We start from the raw sequence: 14,193 nt of genomic DNA on the forward strand, positions 1-14,193 counted from the left end.
TCGCTGTGGCACGGAGGCCGGAAGGGTGAGACTGGGGGCATGTGCCGGAGCATCAAGACGCTTCGTCCGCCCGCGCTGCCCGAAGAGGCCACGGAGGCGGACGTTCGCGCTGCCGCGTTGCAGTACGTGCGGAAGGTTTCGGGCTTCCGCGCGCCCGCCGCTCACAACCAGGAGGTGTTCGACCGCGCCGTGGAGGCCGTGGCGCAGGCCACGGCCGAACTGCTCGACGGGCTGGAGATCCGGGGGGCCGCGGCCCGTCGGGCCGGCTAGGGCTCGGCCCTCAGACGAGCTCCGGCTGCGGCTCCGGTCGCGGTGCCGGGACGGCCTGCGTTTCCCACAGCCGGGTGGTCCGGAGGTAGCCGTAGACCACCGAGGCCATCACCAGCAGGAGAAGCGGGCCGGAGACCCACGGGTATCGGGCCATCTCCATCGGTGCGAACCGGTACGACGCCAGGAGCGCGGCGAAGACCGCCGTCCCGTAGACGACCAGCAGGGTCCCCGTCCGCTCCCAGCCGCGGTCGAACGTGCGCAGCGCTGCCTCGATCGTGTAGGCGAACACCACGCCGGCGACGAGGTCCACGCCGTAGTGCCAGCCGAATCCCAGGGTTGCGGCGAGCGTGGCGATCAGCCAGAACGTGCCGGCGAGACGCAACCCGCGTGGGCCCTTGCGGGAGTGGATGAAGATGGCGGTGGCCCACGCCGTGTGCAGGCTGGGCATACAGTTGCGCGGGGTGATCTCGTCGAACGGCATCTCGTACGGGGTGGTGATCGGCGGCAGCGTGTTCGGCCACAGGTCGGCCACCGCCCAGTGCCCGCCCTCGGGGCCGTAGGCGAAGATCGGGCCGACCACCGGGTAGATCATGTAGATGGCCGGTCCGAGGAGGCCGATCACCAGGAAGGTGCGCACCAGGTGGTGGCGTGGGAAGCGCTGGTCGGCCGCCACGTTGCGCAGCTGGTACAGCGACACGACGACCGCCGCCACCGCGAGCTGGGCGTAGACGTAGTCGAGCGCGTGCTCGCCGACCGGGCCGGAGGCCCTGACGATCCGGCCCATCAGCCACGACGGATTGCCCAGCGCGTGATCGGCCATGGCGACGTAGGGGTCGAGCGCGACCGGACGGGTCTCCGACGTGATCAGCAGCCAGGTGTCACCGGTCTTACGGCCGGTCACCAGCAGCAGGCCGAGCCCCACGCCCTTCAGCAGCAGGGTTTGTTCCCGGCCGGTGCGGCGGGTGAGGGCGATGACCGCGCAGCCAAGGATCACCCACAGGGCGCCGTTGCCGAAGGGGTGGCCTTCGGTCTCCCCGGTGTCGGCCGCCCACCGCCCCAGCAGGAAGACCAGGTCGATGCCGACCGCCGCTCCCAGGGCGATCAGCCGTTGCCGCCAGGTGAGCACCACCATCGTCAACGCCATGCTGGCGTACAGCAGGAAGCCCGATTTGGGGGCGTAGATCACCTCTCGCGCCTGCATGGTGATCGGCCCCGGTAAACCGAGGTGGCGCGCGGCGAACTGGAGCGCGATGAGGAATCCGAGCGTGATCACGCCCGCCGCGGCCCACAGCATCGCCCGTGGGTGACGTCTCGCGGCGAGCGTGATCCGTCTTATTCGTGAGGCTCTCGGCGACGCTGTGGTTGTCAATGTCTCAGCCGCTTCCAGGTCTTGGATGGTCGTGGTGGTGAGTCGAGCCCGGCCTACGACGTCCGCGGCTCTCGCCGCATCAGATACGCCGCCCCGGCCCCGGCCGCGAACAGCGCCCCCACCGACACCGCCGTCGCCAGCCAGCTCACGCCCAGCCAGTGGGCCCCGAAGTAGCCCAGGGCGACGCTGTAGGTGGCCCAGGTGACACCGGCCAGGGCCGACCAGGGGAGGAAGTCGCGGGCGCGGCGGTGGGCGGCGCCCGCGCCGAGGGAAACCACCGAGCGGCCGGCGGGGGCGAAACGGGCCAGGACGACGAGGGCGCCGCCGCCCCGCGCGAGAGTCACCCCGAAACGTTCCCGCGCGGTGGACAGGCGCCGGGAGCGGGAGATCGCCCGGTCCAGACGGGCACCGCCGCGCCAGGCGAGGCGGTAGGCGACCAGGTCGCCCAGGACCGACGCGGTGGCCGCGCACAGGGTCAGGACGAGAATGTCGGGCACGTCGGTCGCCGAGCCCGCGGCCGCCGCCGTGGCCGCCGTGATCACCAGGATGCCGCTGGGCAGCACCGGCAGGAACACGTCGAGCAGCACGGACAGGGCCACCACCGCATAGATCCATGGGCTGCCGACCAGCGACCCCACCTGCTCCAGCACCGCGACTCCCCGTGATTCCCCCGTGGGCCAGACCGTGCCGCGATGTCGCGGGGGGAGCGGCAGGAGTGGCCATGACAGCCATACAGCGTACGCCCGGGGTGTGACGGGCGGTTCACAGGGGGCTCGTACGTTCGGTACCGAGGGTTCACCTCGTGCCGTCTCGCCCGGCTCGTCCCCGCGGCCCGGCGGAGAAACGGCAACGGCGCCTCCCCGTGTGGGGAGGCGCCGTTCCGCGGCACCGGTCGGACGCGGGCGGCTCAGGCCGTCACCGGCGTCCGTTCCGCGGACCGCTGCCCCTGCGCGGACGTGCGCCGCGACAGCAGCCGGTCCACGCCGAACGCGCCGGAGCCCGTGAAGATCAGCAGGAACATGGCCCAGCAGTACATGGCCGCGCCCTCACCGTTGTTCTCGATCGGCCACAGGCCCTCGGGCTGGTGGACCTTGAAGTACGCGTACGCCATCGCGCCGGACGAGATGAACGCCGCGACGCGGGTGCCCAGGCCCAGCATCACCAAGGTGCCGCCGACGAGTTCGATGACGGCGGCGTACCAGTTCGGCCAGGCGCCGGTCGCGGCGGTGCCGCCCTTGCCGTCCACGCCCCCGAGGACGCCGAAGAGCGCGACGGCTCCTTGGCAGGCGAACAGCAGGCCGATGACGATCCGGAACAGTCCGAGCGCGTACGGCTGGGCGCCGTTGAGGCGTGCGGTCATGTGGGGGGTCTCCTACGGTTGGCCGGCCCCGGGGAGGGCCGGTCGGGGACGGAACCGATGAGTAACCCACGTTAGGTGCGCCTATTTGATGCTTGCAAGTTCAACATTTGGCCACCGCTTTCTCTCCGGTGGGGGCGCGATTTCGCCCCCGGCCGCACGTAGAGCCGCTCTGGCCACCGCGTCCGCGTCCGAAAGGGTGACCGAATCCACACCTGGCCGGGCCCCCGCGGCGGTCACCCAGTGCACGCCTTCTGTCGGCACGCCGAACGCGAACCTCCTTGTGTGTGCAACTCCTTGACGGTCGATCAGACGATAAGGGCGTGGGGTGACGTCCAACCCCCCCGTCTCGTAACCGTCCACGGTGTGCGGCCTGCACTGCCCGGTCCGCAGTAGTCCTGCGAGGAGCTCGTCGGCGGTGCGCCGCAGGTCGGGTTCCGGCAGCCGGGCTTCTATGAGCGTTCTCACGCGGACGGCCGACCCCGGCACGTCGGGGGAGTGCGCCGTCCACCCGCCCTCCACCTCCGCCACCTGAAGGCGCGGCCCGAGCACCCGCACCACACCCGCCTCCACCAGTGCGGCGAGCTCCTCGATGCGGCGCCGGGGCGGGCCGATGGAGAGGAACGCGTTCAGCGGGGTGTACCACCGGTCCAGGTGATCCCGGCGGGAGGCGCCGGTGAGACCGCCGTGGTCGACGACCAGCCGGAGTTCGTTGCGCAGGTCGCGCAGCACGTCGCAAGCGGTCTTCAGCGGACCGTGCACATTCCCCAGGGCGGCCTGCGCGGCGTCCTCGCGCAGATACGACACCAGCCAGTCACGCCACTCGCCGGGGTGCGCGAAGTCCCGCCCCGTATGCGGCCTGGAAATCCGCTCCCAGCACCACCGGTCCGCCTCCGGCACCCCGAACTCGTCCAGCACCAGCCTCTCCCGAGGGTCGCCGTGCGGGACGGCGAGGAAACGGTCGGTGAACTCCGGCCCGGAGCCCCCCGTCCGCCGGATCAGGGCGGCGTAGTAGACCGTCTCCACCTCCTTGGCCACCAAGGGCCATATCTCCGCCAGGAAATCCGGCGCCTCCCCGGAGTCCGCGCGCTTGCGGAAGCCCGCGATCACCCCCGGGGTGAGGACGAGCGGAACATGCCGGCCGTACGGGCCCTTCGCGTTGTCGCCGCGGGCCTGGTACGGGATGCCGCGACGGGAACCGGCGTACAGCCGGGGTTCGCGGCCGGAGGGGAGGTAGCGCAGGCCCTCGGCGTCCCGTACGAAACGGCCCCCACGGCCGGTCGTCAGCAGGGCCGCGTGGTCGAAGAAGTTGAGGCCGAGACCGCGCAGCAGGACGGGTTCGCCCGCGGGGACGGCGGAGAGGTCGACATCGGCCGGGTTGGCGGGCGGGACGTGGCGCAGGCCGTGCCGGGCGGCATGCGCCGCGAGCCGCAGCAGCGCCGGGTCGGCGGTCGTCGGCAGGTGCCCCTGGGTGAGGACCACCGCGGACAGGCCGGTCAGGGTGCGGCCGTCGTCGAGGGTGAGGGCCTGGCTGCCGCCGGCGGTGTCGACGAGCCGGGTCGCGCGGGCCCGGTGGGTCTCGACGCGCACGCTCGGCGGCGCGTTCCGTATGACCTCGGCGAACACCCATTCCAGGTAGCGGCCGTAGTGGGCCCGGGTCGGGTACTCGTCCGGGCCGAGCGTGCCGCGCGCCCACTCGTGCAGGCTCGGACCCGGGCGGATCGGCCCCGAGCAGTCCACGCTGTCGTCGGTGAACAGGGTCACCTGGCAGGCCACGGTGTTCATCAGCAGCTCGGACGACTGGTCGGTACGCCAGACGCGGCCGGGGCCGGGCGGGTCCGGGTCGATCACATGGACCGTCAGCAGGGCCCCGGGCGCGAGGAGCTCCGGGGCGGAGGCGCAGAGCCGCTCCAGGACGCTGGTGCCGCGCGGTCCGGCACCGACCAGGGCGACGGAGACGTCGGCGGGTCTCGCGGCCGGCCCGCGCCTGCGGGCCGGTACGGATTCCTCGGTTTCCTCGGGCGACGCGGACAAGGTGGAACTCCCGGGCGTGTGGGGCACGTGTCGGCGGTCCGCCGTGCAGGAAGCGGACGGTCCGCCTCATCATGCCGTCGCCGGGAGCGGGAACCACGATTCGTGGGGAAGGATTGACGGTCGCTGTGGGGCGCGTCACCAGCATCCCGGGCACAGTCGCAGTAAACGGGCGGAACAGGTCGATTACGGGGCAAGCTCGGAGTCCAGAAGGGTCGTCAGGCTCGGCCCCGTCCCCTGCCGAGCCTTCGCGTGCTCCAGCCGGAGCCGGGCCGAACGGCCGCGCAGGGTCAGTGTCATGAGCTGGTTGCCGAACCAGGGCCCGCCCGTCTTGCGCCAGTCGACCGGCAGCCGCCGAAGACGGCCGTGCCGGGCGAGGCCGCGGCCCATGCCGCGCGCCAGAGCGCTCCAGCCGATGCGGAAGGCCAGCCGCATCGACAGCGGTACCGAGTTGTGGACGGGCGAGCACACCAGCTGCACCACCCGGGCGTCCGGGCCGGAGCCGGTCCAGGAGGGCTCGGCGATGTAGGCGTGGTGGACGTCCCCGGACAGCACGCACACCGTAGCGGGCGCGTCCCGCCCCGAGCCCGCCTCGGCGATCAGTTCGGCCAGGCCGGCGAAGGAGTCGGGGAACGCCGACCAGTGCTCCAGGTCGGCGGCCCGCCGCAGCTTCTCCCCGAACCGCGCCCAGCGCTCGCCCCGTTCGCCCCGGCACAGCGCCGCGTTCCACCCCTCGGCGTCGTGCACCAGGTGCGGCAGCAGCCAGGGCAGCGAGGTGCCGAGAAGGAGGTGGTCGTACGCCTCGGGTGTGTCCGTCACCTGCTCGCGCAGCCAGGCCTCCTCGCCCGGGTCGAGCATCGCGCGGTCCTTCTCGGCGAGGACGCGGGCCGCCCGGCTGTCGATCATCACCAGGCGTACGCGCCCGAAGTCGCGCCGGTAGCTCCAGCGGACCGTGGCCGGGTCGGCGTCGGCCCGGGCGGCGAAGGTGCGCAGCACATCGGTGCCGTCGGGGGCCTTGCAGACCGCCTCGTACACCGGGTCGGCCGCGAGCTCCTCGGGGGAGAGGTTGCCCAGGTGCTGGTGGACCCAGTAGGACATCAGACCGCTCAGCAGCCGCTCCTGCCACCAGCCGGTGGACCGCATGTCGGCGAGCCAGGCGGCGGAGGTGTTCCAGTCGTCGATGACGTCGTGGTCGTCGAAGATCATGAAACTGGGCACGGTGGACAGCAGCCAGCGGATCCGCGGGTCGAGCCAGGACTCGTAGTAGAGGTGCGTGTATTCCTCGTAGTCCGCGACCCCGCTGCCCGGCGGTTCCTTCAGGTCGCGGCGGGCCCCCAGCCAGCGCTGCGTGGCGTCGGACGTCTCGTCGGCGTACACCTGGTCGCCGAGCAGCAGCAGGACGTGGGGCCGCTCGCCGTCCGGGTCGGCCGCGAGGCGGGTGGCGAGCGCGTCCAGGGCGTCCGGGCCGGCGGGGTCGTCCCCGCCCGCCGGCGGGGCGGCCCACCGGCAGGAGCCGAAGGCGACCTGGAGGGCGCCCTGCGGGCCGGGCGCGTGGATCGCCGAGGGCGGGAAGGGGGAGCCGGGCAGCGGCCACACCCGGCCGTCGTCGAGGAGGACCTCGTACGTCGTGGTCGTACCCGCGGTGAGGCCGGTCACCGCGATCAGCGCGTAGTGGTGGCCCGCGACCTGGAAGGTGCGGGCGGTCCCGCCGGCGCCGTCGGCGCAGCGCACCTCGGCGACGCACGGGCCGCTCGTCTCGATCCAGACGGTCGCGGTCGAGCCGTCGGTGTACCTCAGCAGCGGCCCGAGGCGCAGGTCGGCCATGTCGTTCCCCTCTCCGTCGCCCCGTACGGTACGGAACGACGGAGGTCAGCGGGGAGGTTCCGGCACGGAATCCGCGCGTGTCAGCAGCTGGCCAGGTAGTTCTGGAGCGCGGACTTCTCGGCCGAGTCGACCGAGAGGCCGTAGTAGTACTTCACCTGGACCCAGGCGCGGACGTAGGTGCAGCGGTACGTCGTCCGGGAGGGCATCCAGGTGGCGGGGTCCTGGTCGCCCTTGGCCTGGTTGACGTTGTCGGTGACCGCGATGAGCTGCGGCCGGGTGAGGTCGTTGGCGAAGGACTGGCGCCGGGACGTCGTCCAGGAGTCGGCCCCGGAGTCCCAGGCCTCGGCGAGCGGGACCAGGTGGTCGATGTCGACGTCGGAGGCGGCGGACCAGGTGGCGCCGTCGTAGGGGGAGTACCAACTGCCGCTGGTGGCGGCGCAGGAGGAGTCCTGCTGGACGTTCGTGCCGTCGCGCTTGAGGACGACCTCGCGGGTGTTGCAGGCGCCGGACTGGGTGATCCAGTGCGGGAAGAGGTCGCGGTTGTAGCCGGTGCGGTCCTCGGTCGCCACGGTGAGCGAGGCGAGGTAGGAGCGGGCGGTGGTGGCGCTCACGGGGGTGGGGAGGGCGGCGGAGGCCGTGGGGGCGTTGAAGAGGCCCACGGACGATATGAGCGCGGTGGCGGCCGCGGCCACGCTCAGCCGTCGACGCGCGTAGAACCTGGGCATGCGAACTCCCTGGGAGGAAGGGGGTGTTGGCTTGCGAGCGAGGGGAATGCTCGCGGTGCCGTGTTGCGCACAGGTGTGCGCCCGGTGAGAAGTTAGTGACGCGTCCATGACATGACAAGGTTTTCGCGGAAAGTTTTCACGCCAGAGGCGTCGCGTACCATGGACGGCGCAGAAGGGGAGTAGCTCTTCGCCGGACCGTCGACACACTGCTCAGCCCGCCTGAGCCGGCGCCCGGAGGCCGGTCCTTCCATGGACCGCGCCAGCGAGACCTTCGGCAAGCAGTGCACGCCCGTGCCCTCCGGCACGGGTGCCGAGTGTGCTGCCGTGCCGAGGTGTCGTGTGCGAAGCTCCAGCACTCTCGGCGGGGCAGCCCGACCGATTGAGGAATCCTTGATCAGCCTGACCGTGACGGCCGTCGTCTTCGGTGTCGTCTTTCTCGCCGAGCTGCCGGACAAGACCGCTCTCGCCGGCCTCGTCCTCGGCACCCGCTACCGCGCCTCCTACGTCTTCGCCGGTGTCGCCGCCGCCTTCACGCTGCACGTCGCGCTCGCCGTCGCGGCCGGCAGTGTGCTGACGCTGCTGCCGCAGCAGATCGTGCACGCGCTGACGGGCGTGCTCTTTCTCGGTGGGGCCGCGGTCCTGCTTCTGAAGAAGGGCGAGGACGAGGAGGAGGTCCGCAAGCCGGAGAACCAGTCCTTCTGGAAGGTCTCGGGCGCGGGCTTCATGCTCATCCTGGTCGCCGAGTTCGGCGATCTCACGCAGATCATGACCGCGAACCTGGCCGCCCGCTACGACGACCCGCTCTCCGTCGGCCTGGGCGCGGTGCTCGCGCTGTGGGCGGTGGCCGGGCTCGGCATCGTCGGCGGAAAGGCCCTGATGAAGAAGGTGCCGCTGCGGCTGATCACGCAGATCGCGGCGCTGGTGATGCTCGGGCTCGGCGTGTGGAGCCTGTGGGAGGCCGTGACCGGATGAGCTGAACAGTGGGTGAACGTCCGGCGGGGGCCCCTGGCGCAGGGGCGGGATGTTTTGTACCGTGGAGAAACAAAGTGGCCTCCGCCCGTTTTCCCTGACCGGCGGGCGGGGCCGCCTTGTCCCCTGCCCGGGGTGGGACGGACATGATCCGTCCGCCCTTCCCGCGCTGGAACGCGCCCCGAGCCCTGGAGCTGCCCATGTCTGCCACCGCCGTGCTCACCGCCCGCGCCCTCCTGCTGGACATGGACGGCACCCTCGTCAACTCCGACGCCTCCGTCGAGCGCGTCTGGCGGCGCTGGGCCGAACATCACGGGCTCGACGGGGACGAGGTCATGAAGGTCGTCCACGGGCGGCAGGGCTACGCGTCGATGGCGCTGCTGCTGCCCGGCCGGCCGATGGAGCAGAACCATGCCGACAACGCCCGGATGCTCGCCGAGGAGACGGCCGACACGGACGGTGTCGTCGCGATTCCCGGGGCCCCGGAGTTCCTGGCCTCGCTGCGGGGACTGCCGCACGCGCTGGTGACCTCCGCCGATGTGCCGCTGTCGAACGCGCGGATGGCCGCGGCCGGTCTCGCCCTGCCGGAGGTTCGGGTGACCGCGGAGTCCGTCGGGGCGAGCAAGCCCGACCCGGAGGGCTTCCTCAAGGGCGCCGCCGAGCTGGGGACCGCGCCCGCGGACTGTGTGGTGTTCGAGGACTCCGGGGCAGGCATAGCGGCGGGCCGCGCCGCCGGGATGACGGTGGTCGGGGTCGGGCCCCGGGCCGCGTTCCACGAGCCGGACGCGGTGGTGGAGGACCTCACCCAGGTGCGGGTGGAGGCCGTGGAGGACGGGACGATCCGGATCCACCTGGGGTGAACTCCGCCCGCTCAGCCGGCCCCGGCGGCGATGGTGCGCGCGCACTCCAGGGACTCGGTGCGGGTGGTGTCCACCTCCAGGTCGTAGTGCCCGCCCTCGTGGACGAGGTGCGCCTGCGCCGCGGCCGTGCCCCCGACCCGGTCCCCTCGCGCGATCTCCCGCCCGGCGGCGACCGCGCTGTCGCACCGGACGCCGACCCACAGCACGTCGAGCCCGGCCAGGGCCTTCTGCCTGCGCTGCTGGGACGCCGGGCCGCCCGGGAAGACCTCGTCGACGATGATCCCGGTACCCGCGCGGGCCATCGCGGCGATGCCCTCCGGCCCCGCCCAGCGCCCGGAACTCCGCACCCACGCTCACGCCGCCGTCCGCGTCGAACGTGATGCCCGCGTCCGACCCCCGCATCCCGGCGGGCATCGCCTCCACGAACGAGTCGACACCGAAGGCCGGCCACGGATCGCGCAGGACCTCTGCAGGCACCGGACGATCCCGGACTTGCCCGAGCCCGAACTGCGGTTGAGAACGATCACCTGAGTGGTCACGGAGTCACCGCAGGGCGGCCGGGCCGCTCACGGCTCCCGGGTTTCCGACTCCAGCTTCGCCCGGGTCTCCTGGTCGTAGACGCCGAGGTCCTCGGTCCGGATGCCGCGTGACCACTGGTAGTTGCGTACCGCTTCCTCCAGCGAGCCGGCGTACAGGCCGTCGGCGTCCTCGTCGTAGAGGTACAACTGCCGCAGGCGGAGCTGGAGTTCGCTGACCTCCGGGCCGCGGTCGCCGAGGCGCAGCACGGTGGGTCCGCCGTTCTGGCGGGCGCTGTCCGGAGGTGCCTGCCCGGGGCCGGTCGCCGTGGCGGACGTCTGCGGGGCCGAGGGGGTGACCGACTGCGACGGGCTCGGTGAGGCGCTCGACGCGGACGGCGAGGGTGAGGGCGAAGGGCTGCTCGTGCGGGACGGCCGCGGTGCGGCCGGCGCCGGCGGAGCGGCCGGTGCCGTGCCCTCCGGGGGCGTGGACGCCGCGCCGCTCGACGGGGCGTCCGGCACGCTCGCCCGGATGTCGTCCGGCAGCGCGGTGTCCCGGGCCGGACTCTCGTAGGAGAACAACCCGCTCGCGTACCCCGCCGCCGCGACGACGGCGACACCGGCAGCGGCCGCGGCGAGGAGGAGAGTGCGACGCCGGCGCCCGGACCCGCGCGCCCCGCCCGCGCCGTGTTCCGGCATGCCGGAAACCGTCCCCCGGGTGCCGTCGAAGTGATGCAGACGGGTGACGCTGGGCACGGTGTTGCCGGGCGCCGGAGGCGTGGGGAGCGCCGAGGTGGCCGGGGAAGCGGGCAGCACGGTGGTCGCGTCCGGGTCGACCGGGCGCAGGGTCATGGTGGCGCTCGCGGGGGAGGGCGGCTGGGCGGAGCCCCCGGGGTGTGACGTTTCCGCATGCGGGGGTGTGGCGGGGCTGTCCCCCCGGGCCTGGCGCGACGCGCCTCCGTTCGCCGGGGCCGTGCCCTCGGCACGCGACGCCTGCGCAGGGTCCGCCGAACGCTGCCGCGGGGCACCGTCGGCCGGCGGCGTGGGGCGCTCGGGCCGCGGGAGCCCGCCGTGCGAGGGCATGGCCACGTGGTTCGGCGTGGGGCGCTCGGGCCGCGGGAGCCCCGCGCGTGAGGGCGCGACCGCGGCGTGGGGTGAGGGCGGCGGGCCGCTGCCGTCGGCTGCGGAAGACGCGCCCGGAGGCGCGGCCGGGGCGTCTCCCGGCGCCGGTGGGTGCGGTCGTGGCGCTCCCCCGTCCTCTGGGACCTGCGGGTCCGGCCCGGAGGGCGCCGCCCCGTCGATCTCCACGTACGGCCGGATCCGCAGCGGGTCGAAGTCCTCCGCCGCTGCCGCCCGGGCCGTGCGGGCGTCGCGGAGGGCCTCTGCGGCGCGGTGCGTGCAGGAGCAGGACGGTGTGCCGTCCTGCTGTCTGGGTGCGCCGCACTCCGGGCACGGGTGGCCGTTCGCTGGTTCCACGCGTTCCTCCCTCCCCTCGCGAACTCCAGAGATTATCCAGATCTTCTCCACAGTGTGGTCGGGGAGACCTGGAACCACGGCTTCCAAACGGGCCCGGCGGGCCATAACGGGCCACAGCGGTCACGATGGAAAATGTCACAGGACCCTCGGGAGGTCGCATGGCCGGGGACGTGAACGCCACGAAGCCGTCAGGGCCGGGCACCGCCGCTCCGGAGCAGGTGCCCGGGAACGTGCTGGTCTCCATCGGCGCCCTGCTGCTCGGCATGCTGCTCGCCGCACTCGACCAGACCATCGTGTCGACCGCGCTGCCCACCATCGTCAGCGACTTCGGCGGCCTCGACCACCTCTCCTGGGTCGTCACCGCCTATCTGCTGGCCGCGACCGCCGCGACCCCCCTGTGGGGCAAGCTCGGCGACCAGTACGGGCGCAAGAAGCTGTTCCAGACGGCGATCGTGATCTTCCTGGTCGGTTCCGCGTTGTGCGGAGCGGCGCAGGACATGCCTCAGCTGATCGCCTTCCGGGCGGTGCAGGGCCTTGGCGGCGGCGGGCTGATCGTGCTGTCGATGGCGATCGTCGGCGATCTCGTGCCGCCTCGCGAACGCGGCCGCTACCAGGGCCTGTTCGGTGCCGTCTTCGGCGCGACCAGCGTGCTCGGTCCGCTGCTCGGCGGGCTGTTCACGCAGCATGCGAGCTGGCGCTGGGTGTTCTACGTCAACCTGCCCGTCGGCATCGTCGCGCTCGCCGTGATCGCGGCCGTCCTGCACATCCCGCGCGGCCGGCGGCGGCACGTCATCGACTACCTCGGCACCTTCCTCATCGCCGCCGTCGCCACCTGCCTGGTGCTGGTCGCCTCGCTCGGCGGGACGACCTGGGGCTGGGGTTCCGCGCAGATCATCGGGCTCGCCGTCCTGGGCGTCGTCCTCGCCGGCGTCTTCGTCGCCGTGGAACGGCGGGCCGCCGAACCCGTGCTGCCGCTCAAGCTCTTCCGCGTGCGCACCTTCACGCTCTGCGCCGTGATCAGCTTCGTCGTCGGGTTCGCGATGTTCGGCGCCATGACCTATCTGCCGACGTTCCTCCAGGTCGTGCAGGGCATCAGCCCGACCATGTCCGGTGTGCACATGCTGCCGATGGTGCTGGGTCTGCTGCTGGCCTCGACCGCCTCCGGGCAGATCGTGAGCCGCACCGGCCGCTGGAAGGTGTTCCCGATCGCCGGCACCGGCGTCACCACGCTCGGGCTGCTCCTGCTCCACCAGCTCGACGAGAACAGCTCCACCGCCGAACTGAGCGGCTTCTTCTTCGTCTTCGGACTCGGTCTCGGCCTGGTGATGCAGGTCCTCGTACTCATCGTGCAGAACGCCGTCCCCTACGAGGACCTGGGCGTCGCCACCTCCGGCGCGACCTTCTTCCGCTCGATCGGCGCCTCGTTCGGCGTCGCCGTCTTCGGCACGGTCTTCGCGGGCCGTCTCGGCGACCAGCTCACCGACGCCTTCCGCGGCGTCCAGCTCCCGCCCGGCGTCTCGGTGGACGCGCTGGAGGCCGACCCGCGGGGCATCGCCGCCCTGCCGCCCGGCCTGCGCACACCGGCCCTGCACGCCTACGCCGTCTCCATCACGGACGTCTTCCTGTACGCCGCCCCCGTCGCGCTGCTCGGCTTCGTGCTGGCCTGGTTCCTGAAGGAGGACCGGCTGCGCGCCTCGGTCACCGCGCCCGACGTGACCGAGACCCTGGCCAGCAACCCCGTCGAGCGGTCCTCGCACGACGAGGTGAGCCGCGCGCTGTCCGTGCTCGGCACCCGCGCGGGGCGGCGCGAGATCTACCGGAGGATCACCGCGAGAGCTGGCTACGACCTGCTGCCCGCGTCCAGCTGGCTGCTGCTGCGGATCCGGAGGTACGGCTCGGTGGAGCCGGCCGTGCTCACCGAGACCATGCCCGTGCCGCTGCCCGTGCTCATGGAGGCCGTCCGCCAGGTCGAGGAGCGGCGGCTGGCCGTGCGCGAGGGCCTCGACCTGATCCTCACCGGCGAGGGGCGCGAGGTGGCCGAGCGGCTGGCCGGGGCCCGGGAGGAGTCCCTCGCCGCGCTGCTCGGCGACTGGTGGGGGCCGGACCGTCCGACCGACCTCGTCACGCTGGTGCGGGAACTGAACGGCGAACTGTGCGGATCGCGGTACGAGCGGCCGTACGACGAGCGGCCCTACGGCGAGCGGCCGTACGGGCGGCCGGTCTGAGAACCGCCCGGGCGGCCCGAGCGGTTCAGCTGAGCTGCTTGCCGAACCAGTGTTCCGCGTACGGGTCTTCGTTGTACGGCTCGGTCTCGGTGTAGCCGAGCCGGGCGTACAGAGCGCGGGCCTCGACGAGGTCGCTGCGGGTGTCGAGGACGATCCGGCCGGCGCCGAGCGCGCGGGCGGCGTCCTCGGCCGCTTCGACCAGGATCCGGGCCCCGCCCCTGCCGCGCCGGGACTCGTGCAGGAACACCCGCTTGAGCTCGGCGGTCGTGCCGTCCAGCAGCCGTATCCCCGCGGTGCCGGCCGGCTCACCGCCGTACCGGGCGACCAGCAACCTGCCCCGTGGCGGCGCGAGATCGGCACCCGGCTGGGCGGCGATCTCCCGCTCCAGCTCGTCCGGGTCGGTGCGGCGCCCCTCGTGCAGCAGGTACCAGCGGTCGCTGACCTCGGTGTAGTACGCCCGCCACAGGGCGGCGGCGACGGGGGAGTCGTACGGTTCCGGGGTCACGGTCCAGGTCATGGAGCGCATTCTCCTCAAGTGCCCCACCGGACCCGCAACCCGATGACCACGGGGT

The 14,193-nt window shown here is 72.7% G+C and carries 12 protein-coding genes and 1 pseudogene; 4 read left to right on the forward strand and 9 right to left on the reverse strand.

The features are described 5' to 3' along the window. Positions 1-39: 39 nt before the first annotated feature. The gene (locus tag ACWD1U_RS05995) at positions 40-270 is read left to right on the forward strand and encodes a DUF2277 domain-containing protein (RefSeq protein WP_451104808.1); all 231 of its coding nucleotides are present in this window, start codon (positions 40-42) and stop codon (positions 268-270) included. A 10-nt stretch (positions 271-280) separates the two neighbouring features. Here ACWD1U_RS05995 and ACWD1U_RS06000 read toward each other — a convergent pair whose 3' ends face one another. From ACWD1U_RS06000 to ACWD1U_RS06025, 6 genes are all read right to left on the reverse strand, one after another. Then, entirely contained in the window at positions 281-1,564 is a 1,284-nt protein-coding gene (locus ACWD1U_RS06000) for a phosphatase PAP2 family protein (protein WP_451104809.1), read from the reverse strand. 128 nt (positions 1,565-1,692) lie between these two features. Further along, a complete protein-coding gene (locus tag ACWD1U_RS06005; protein WP_451104811.1) occupies positions 1,693-2,289 on the reverse strand; it encodes a DedA family protein in 597 nt (198 codons plus the stop codon). Between the two features lie 257 nt (positions 2,290-2,546). Then, positions 2,547-2,999: a DoxX family protein gene (locus tag ACWD1U_RS06010; RefSeq protein ID WP_451104813.1), complete on the reverse strand. Its 453-nt coding sequence runs from the start codon at positions 2,997-2,999 to the stop codon at positions 2,547-2,549. An 81-nt stretch (positions 3,000-3,080) separates the two neighbouring features. Beyond that, the gene (locus ACWD1U_RS06015; RefSeq protein ID WP_451105035.1) at positions 3,081-4,943 is read right to left on the reverse strand and encodes an FAD/NAD(P)-binding protein; all 1,863 of its coding nucleotides are present in this window, start codon (positions 4,941-4,943) and stop codon (positions 3,081-3,083) included. Between the two features lie 270 nt (positions 4,944-5,213). Continuing rightward, the gene (locus tag ACWD1U_RS06020; protein ID WP_451104815.1) at positions 5,214-6,851 is read right to left on the reverse strand and encodes an alkaline phosphatase D family protein; all 1,638 of its coding nucleotides are present in this window, start codon (positions 6,849-6,851) and stop codon (positions 5,214-5,216) included. A gap of 80 nt (positions 6,852-6,931) precedes the next feature. Next, entirely contained in the window at positions 6,932-7,576 is a 645-nt protein-coding gene (locus ACWD1U_RS06025; protein WP_451104816.1) for an HNH endonuclease family protein, read from the reverse strand. Between the two features lie 390 nt (positions 7,577-7,966). Between ACWD1U_RS06025 and ACWD1U_RS06030 the strand changes: the two genes are divergently transcribed. Beyond that, positions 7,967-8,548, forward strand: coding sequence for a TMEM165/GDT1 family protein (locus tag ACWD1U_RS06030; protein WP_451104818.1), 582 nt, complete (start codon positions 7,967-7,969; stop codon positions 8,546-8,548). A gap of 197 nt (positions 8,549-8,745) precedes the next feature. After that, positions 8,746-9,405, forward strand: a complete 660-nt coding sequence (locus ACWD1U_RS06035) for an HAD-IA family hydrolase (protein WP_451105036.1) — start codon at positions 8,746-8,748, stop codon at positions 9,403-9,405. An 11-nt stretch (positions 9,406-9,416) separates the two neighbouring features. On the opposite strand, the pseudogene cpt reads toward ACWD1U_RS06035, so the two are convergent. Both cpt and ACWD1U_RS06045 read right to left on the reverse strand, forming a co-directional pair. After that, positions 9,417-9,944: pseudogene (gene cpt, locus ACWD1U_RS06040) on the reverse strand (chloramphenicol phosphotransferase CPT). Positions 9,945-9,971: 27 nt separating this feature from the next. Then, entirely contained in the window at positions 9,972-10,772 is an 801-nt protein-coding gene (locus ACWD1U_RS06045; RefSeq protein WP_451104820.1) for a peptidoglycan-binding domain-containing protein, read from the reverse strand. Positions 10,773-11,554: 782 nt separating this feature from the next. On the opposite strand from ACWD1U_RS06045, the gene ACWD1U_RS06050 reads away from it, so the two are divergent. Continuing rightward, positions 11,555-13,621 (forward strand): DHA2 family efflux MFS transporter permease subunit, encoded by a 2,067-nt coding sequence (locus ACWD1U_RS06050; protein WP_451104821.1) that lies wholly within the window; start codon positions 11,555-11,557, stop codon positions 13,619-13,621. Between the two features lie 25 nt (positions 13,622-13,646). Here the strand turns inward: ACWD1U_RS06050 and ACWD1U_RS06055 are convergent, their stop codons facing one another. Continuing rightward, on the reverse strand, positions 13,647-14,138 hold the full coding sequence (locus tag ACWD1U_RS06055) for a GNAT family N-acetyltransferase (RefSeq protein ID WP_451104823.1): 492 nt from the start codon (positions 14,136-14,138) through the stop codon (positions 13,647-13,649). Between the last annotated feature and the right edge of the window lie 55 nt (positions 14,139-14,193).

The organism is Streptomyces sp. NPDC002788 (genome assembly GCF_053592115.1).

Coding starts and splice junctions, on each gene's coding strand:
- ACWD1U_RS05995 (WP_451104808.1), top strand. CDS start 40: ATGTGCCGGAGCATCAAGACGCTTCGTCCGCCCGCGCTGCCCGAAGAG.
- ACWD1U_RS06000 (WP_451104809.1), bottom strand. CDS start 1,564: ATGCTGTGGGCCGCGGCGGGCGTGATCACGCTCGGATTCCTCATCGCG.
- ACWD1U_RS06010 (WP_451104813.1), bottom strand. CDS start 2,999: ATGACCGCACGCCTCAACGGCGCCCAGCCGTACGCGCTCGGACTGTTC.
- ACWD1U_RS06020 (WP_451104815.1), bottom strand. CDS start 6,851: ATGGCCGACCTGCGCCTCGGGCCGCTGCTGAGGTACACCGACGGCTCG.
- ACWD1U_RS06025 (WP_451104816.1), bottom strand. CDS start 7,576: ATGCCCAGGTTCTACGCGCGTCGACGGCTGAGCGTGGCCGCGGCCGCC.
- ACWD1U_RS06035 (WP_451105036.1), top strand. CDS start 8,746: ATGTCTGCCACCGCCGTGCTCACCGCCCGCGCCCTCCTGCTGGACATG.
- ACWD1U_RS06045 (WP_451104820.1), bottom strand. CDS start 10,772: ATGACCCTGCGCCCGGTCGACCCGGACGCGACCACCGTGCTGCCCGCT.
- ACWD1U_RS06050 (WP_451104821.1), top strand. CDS start 11,555: ATGGCCGGGGACGTGAACGCCACGAAGCCGTCAGGGCCGGGCACCGCC.
- ACWD1U_RS06055 (WP_451104823.1), bottom strand. CDS start 14,138: ATGACCTGGACCGTGACCCCGGAACCGTACGACTCCCCCGTCGCCGCC.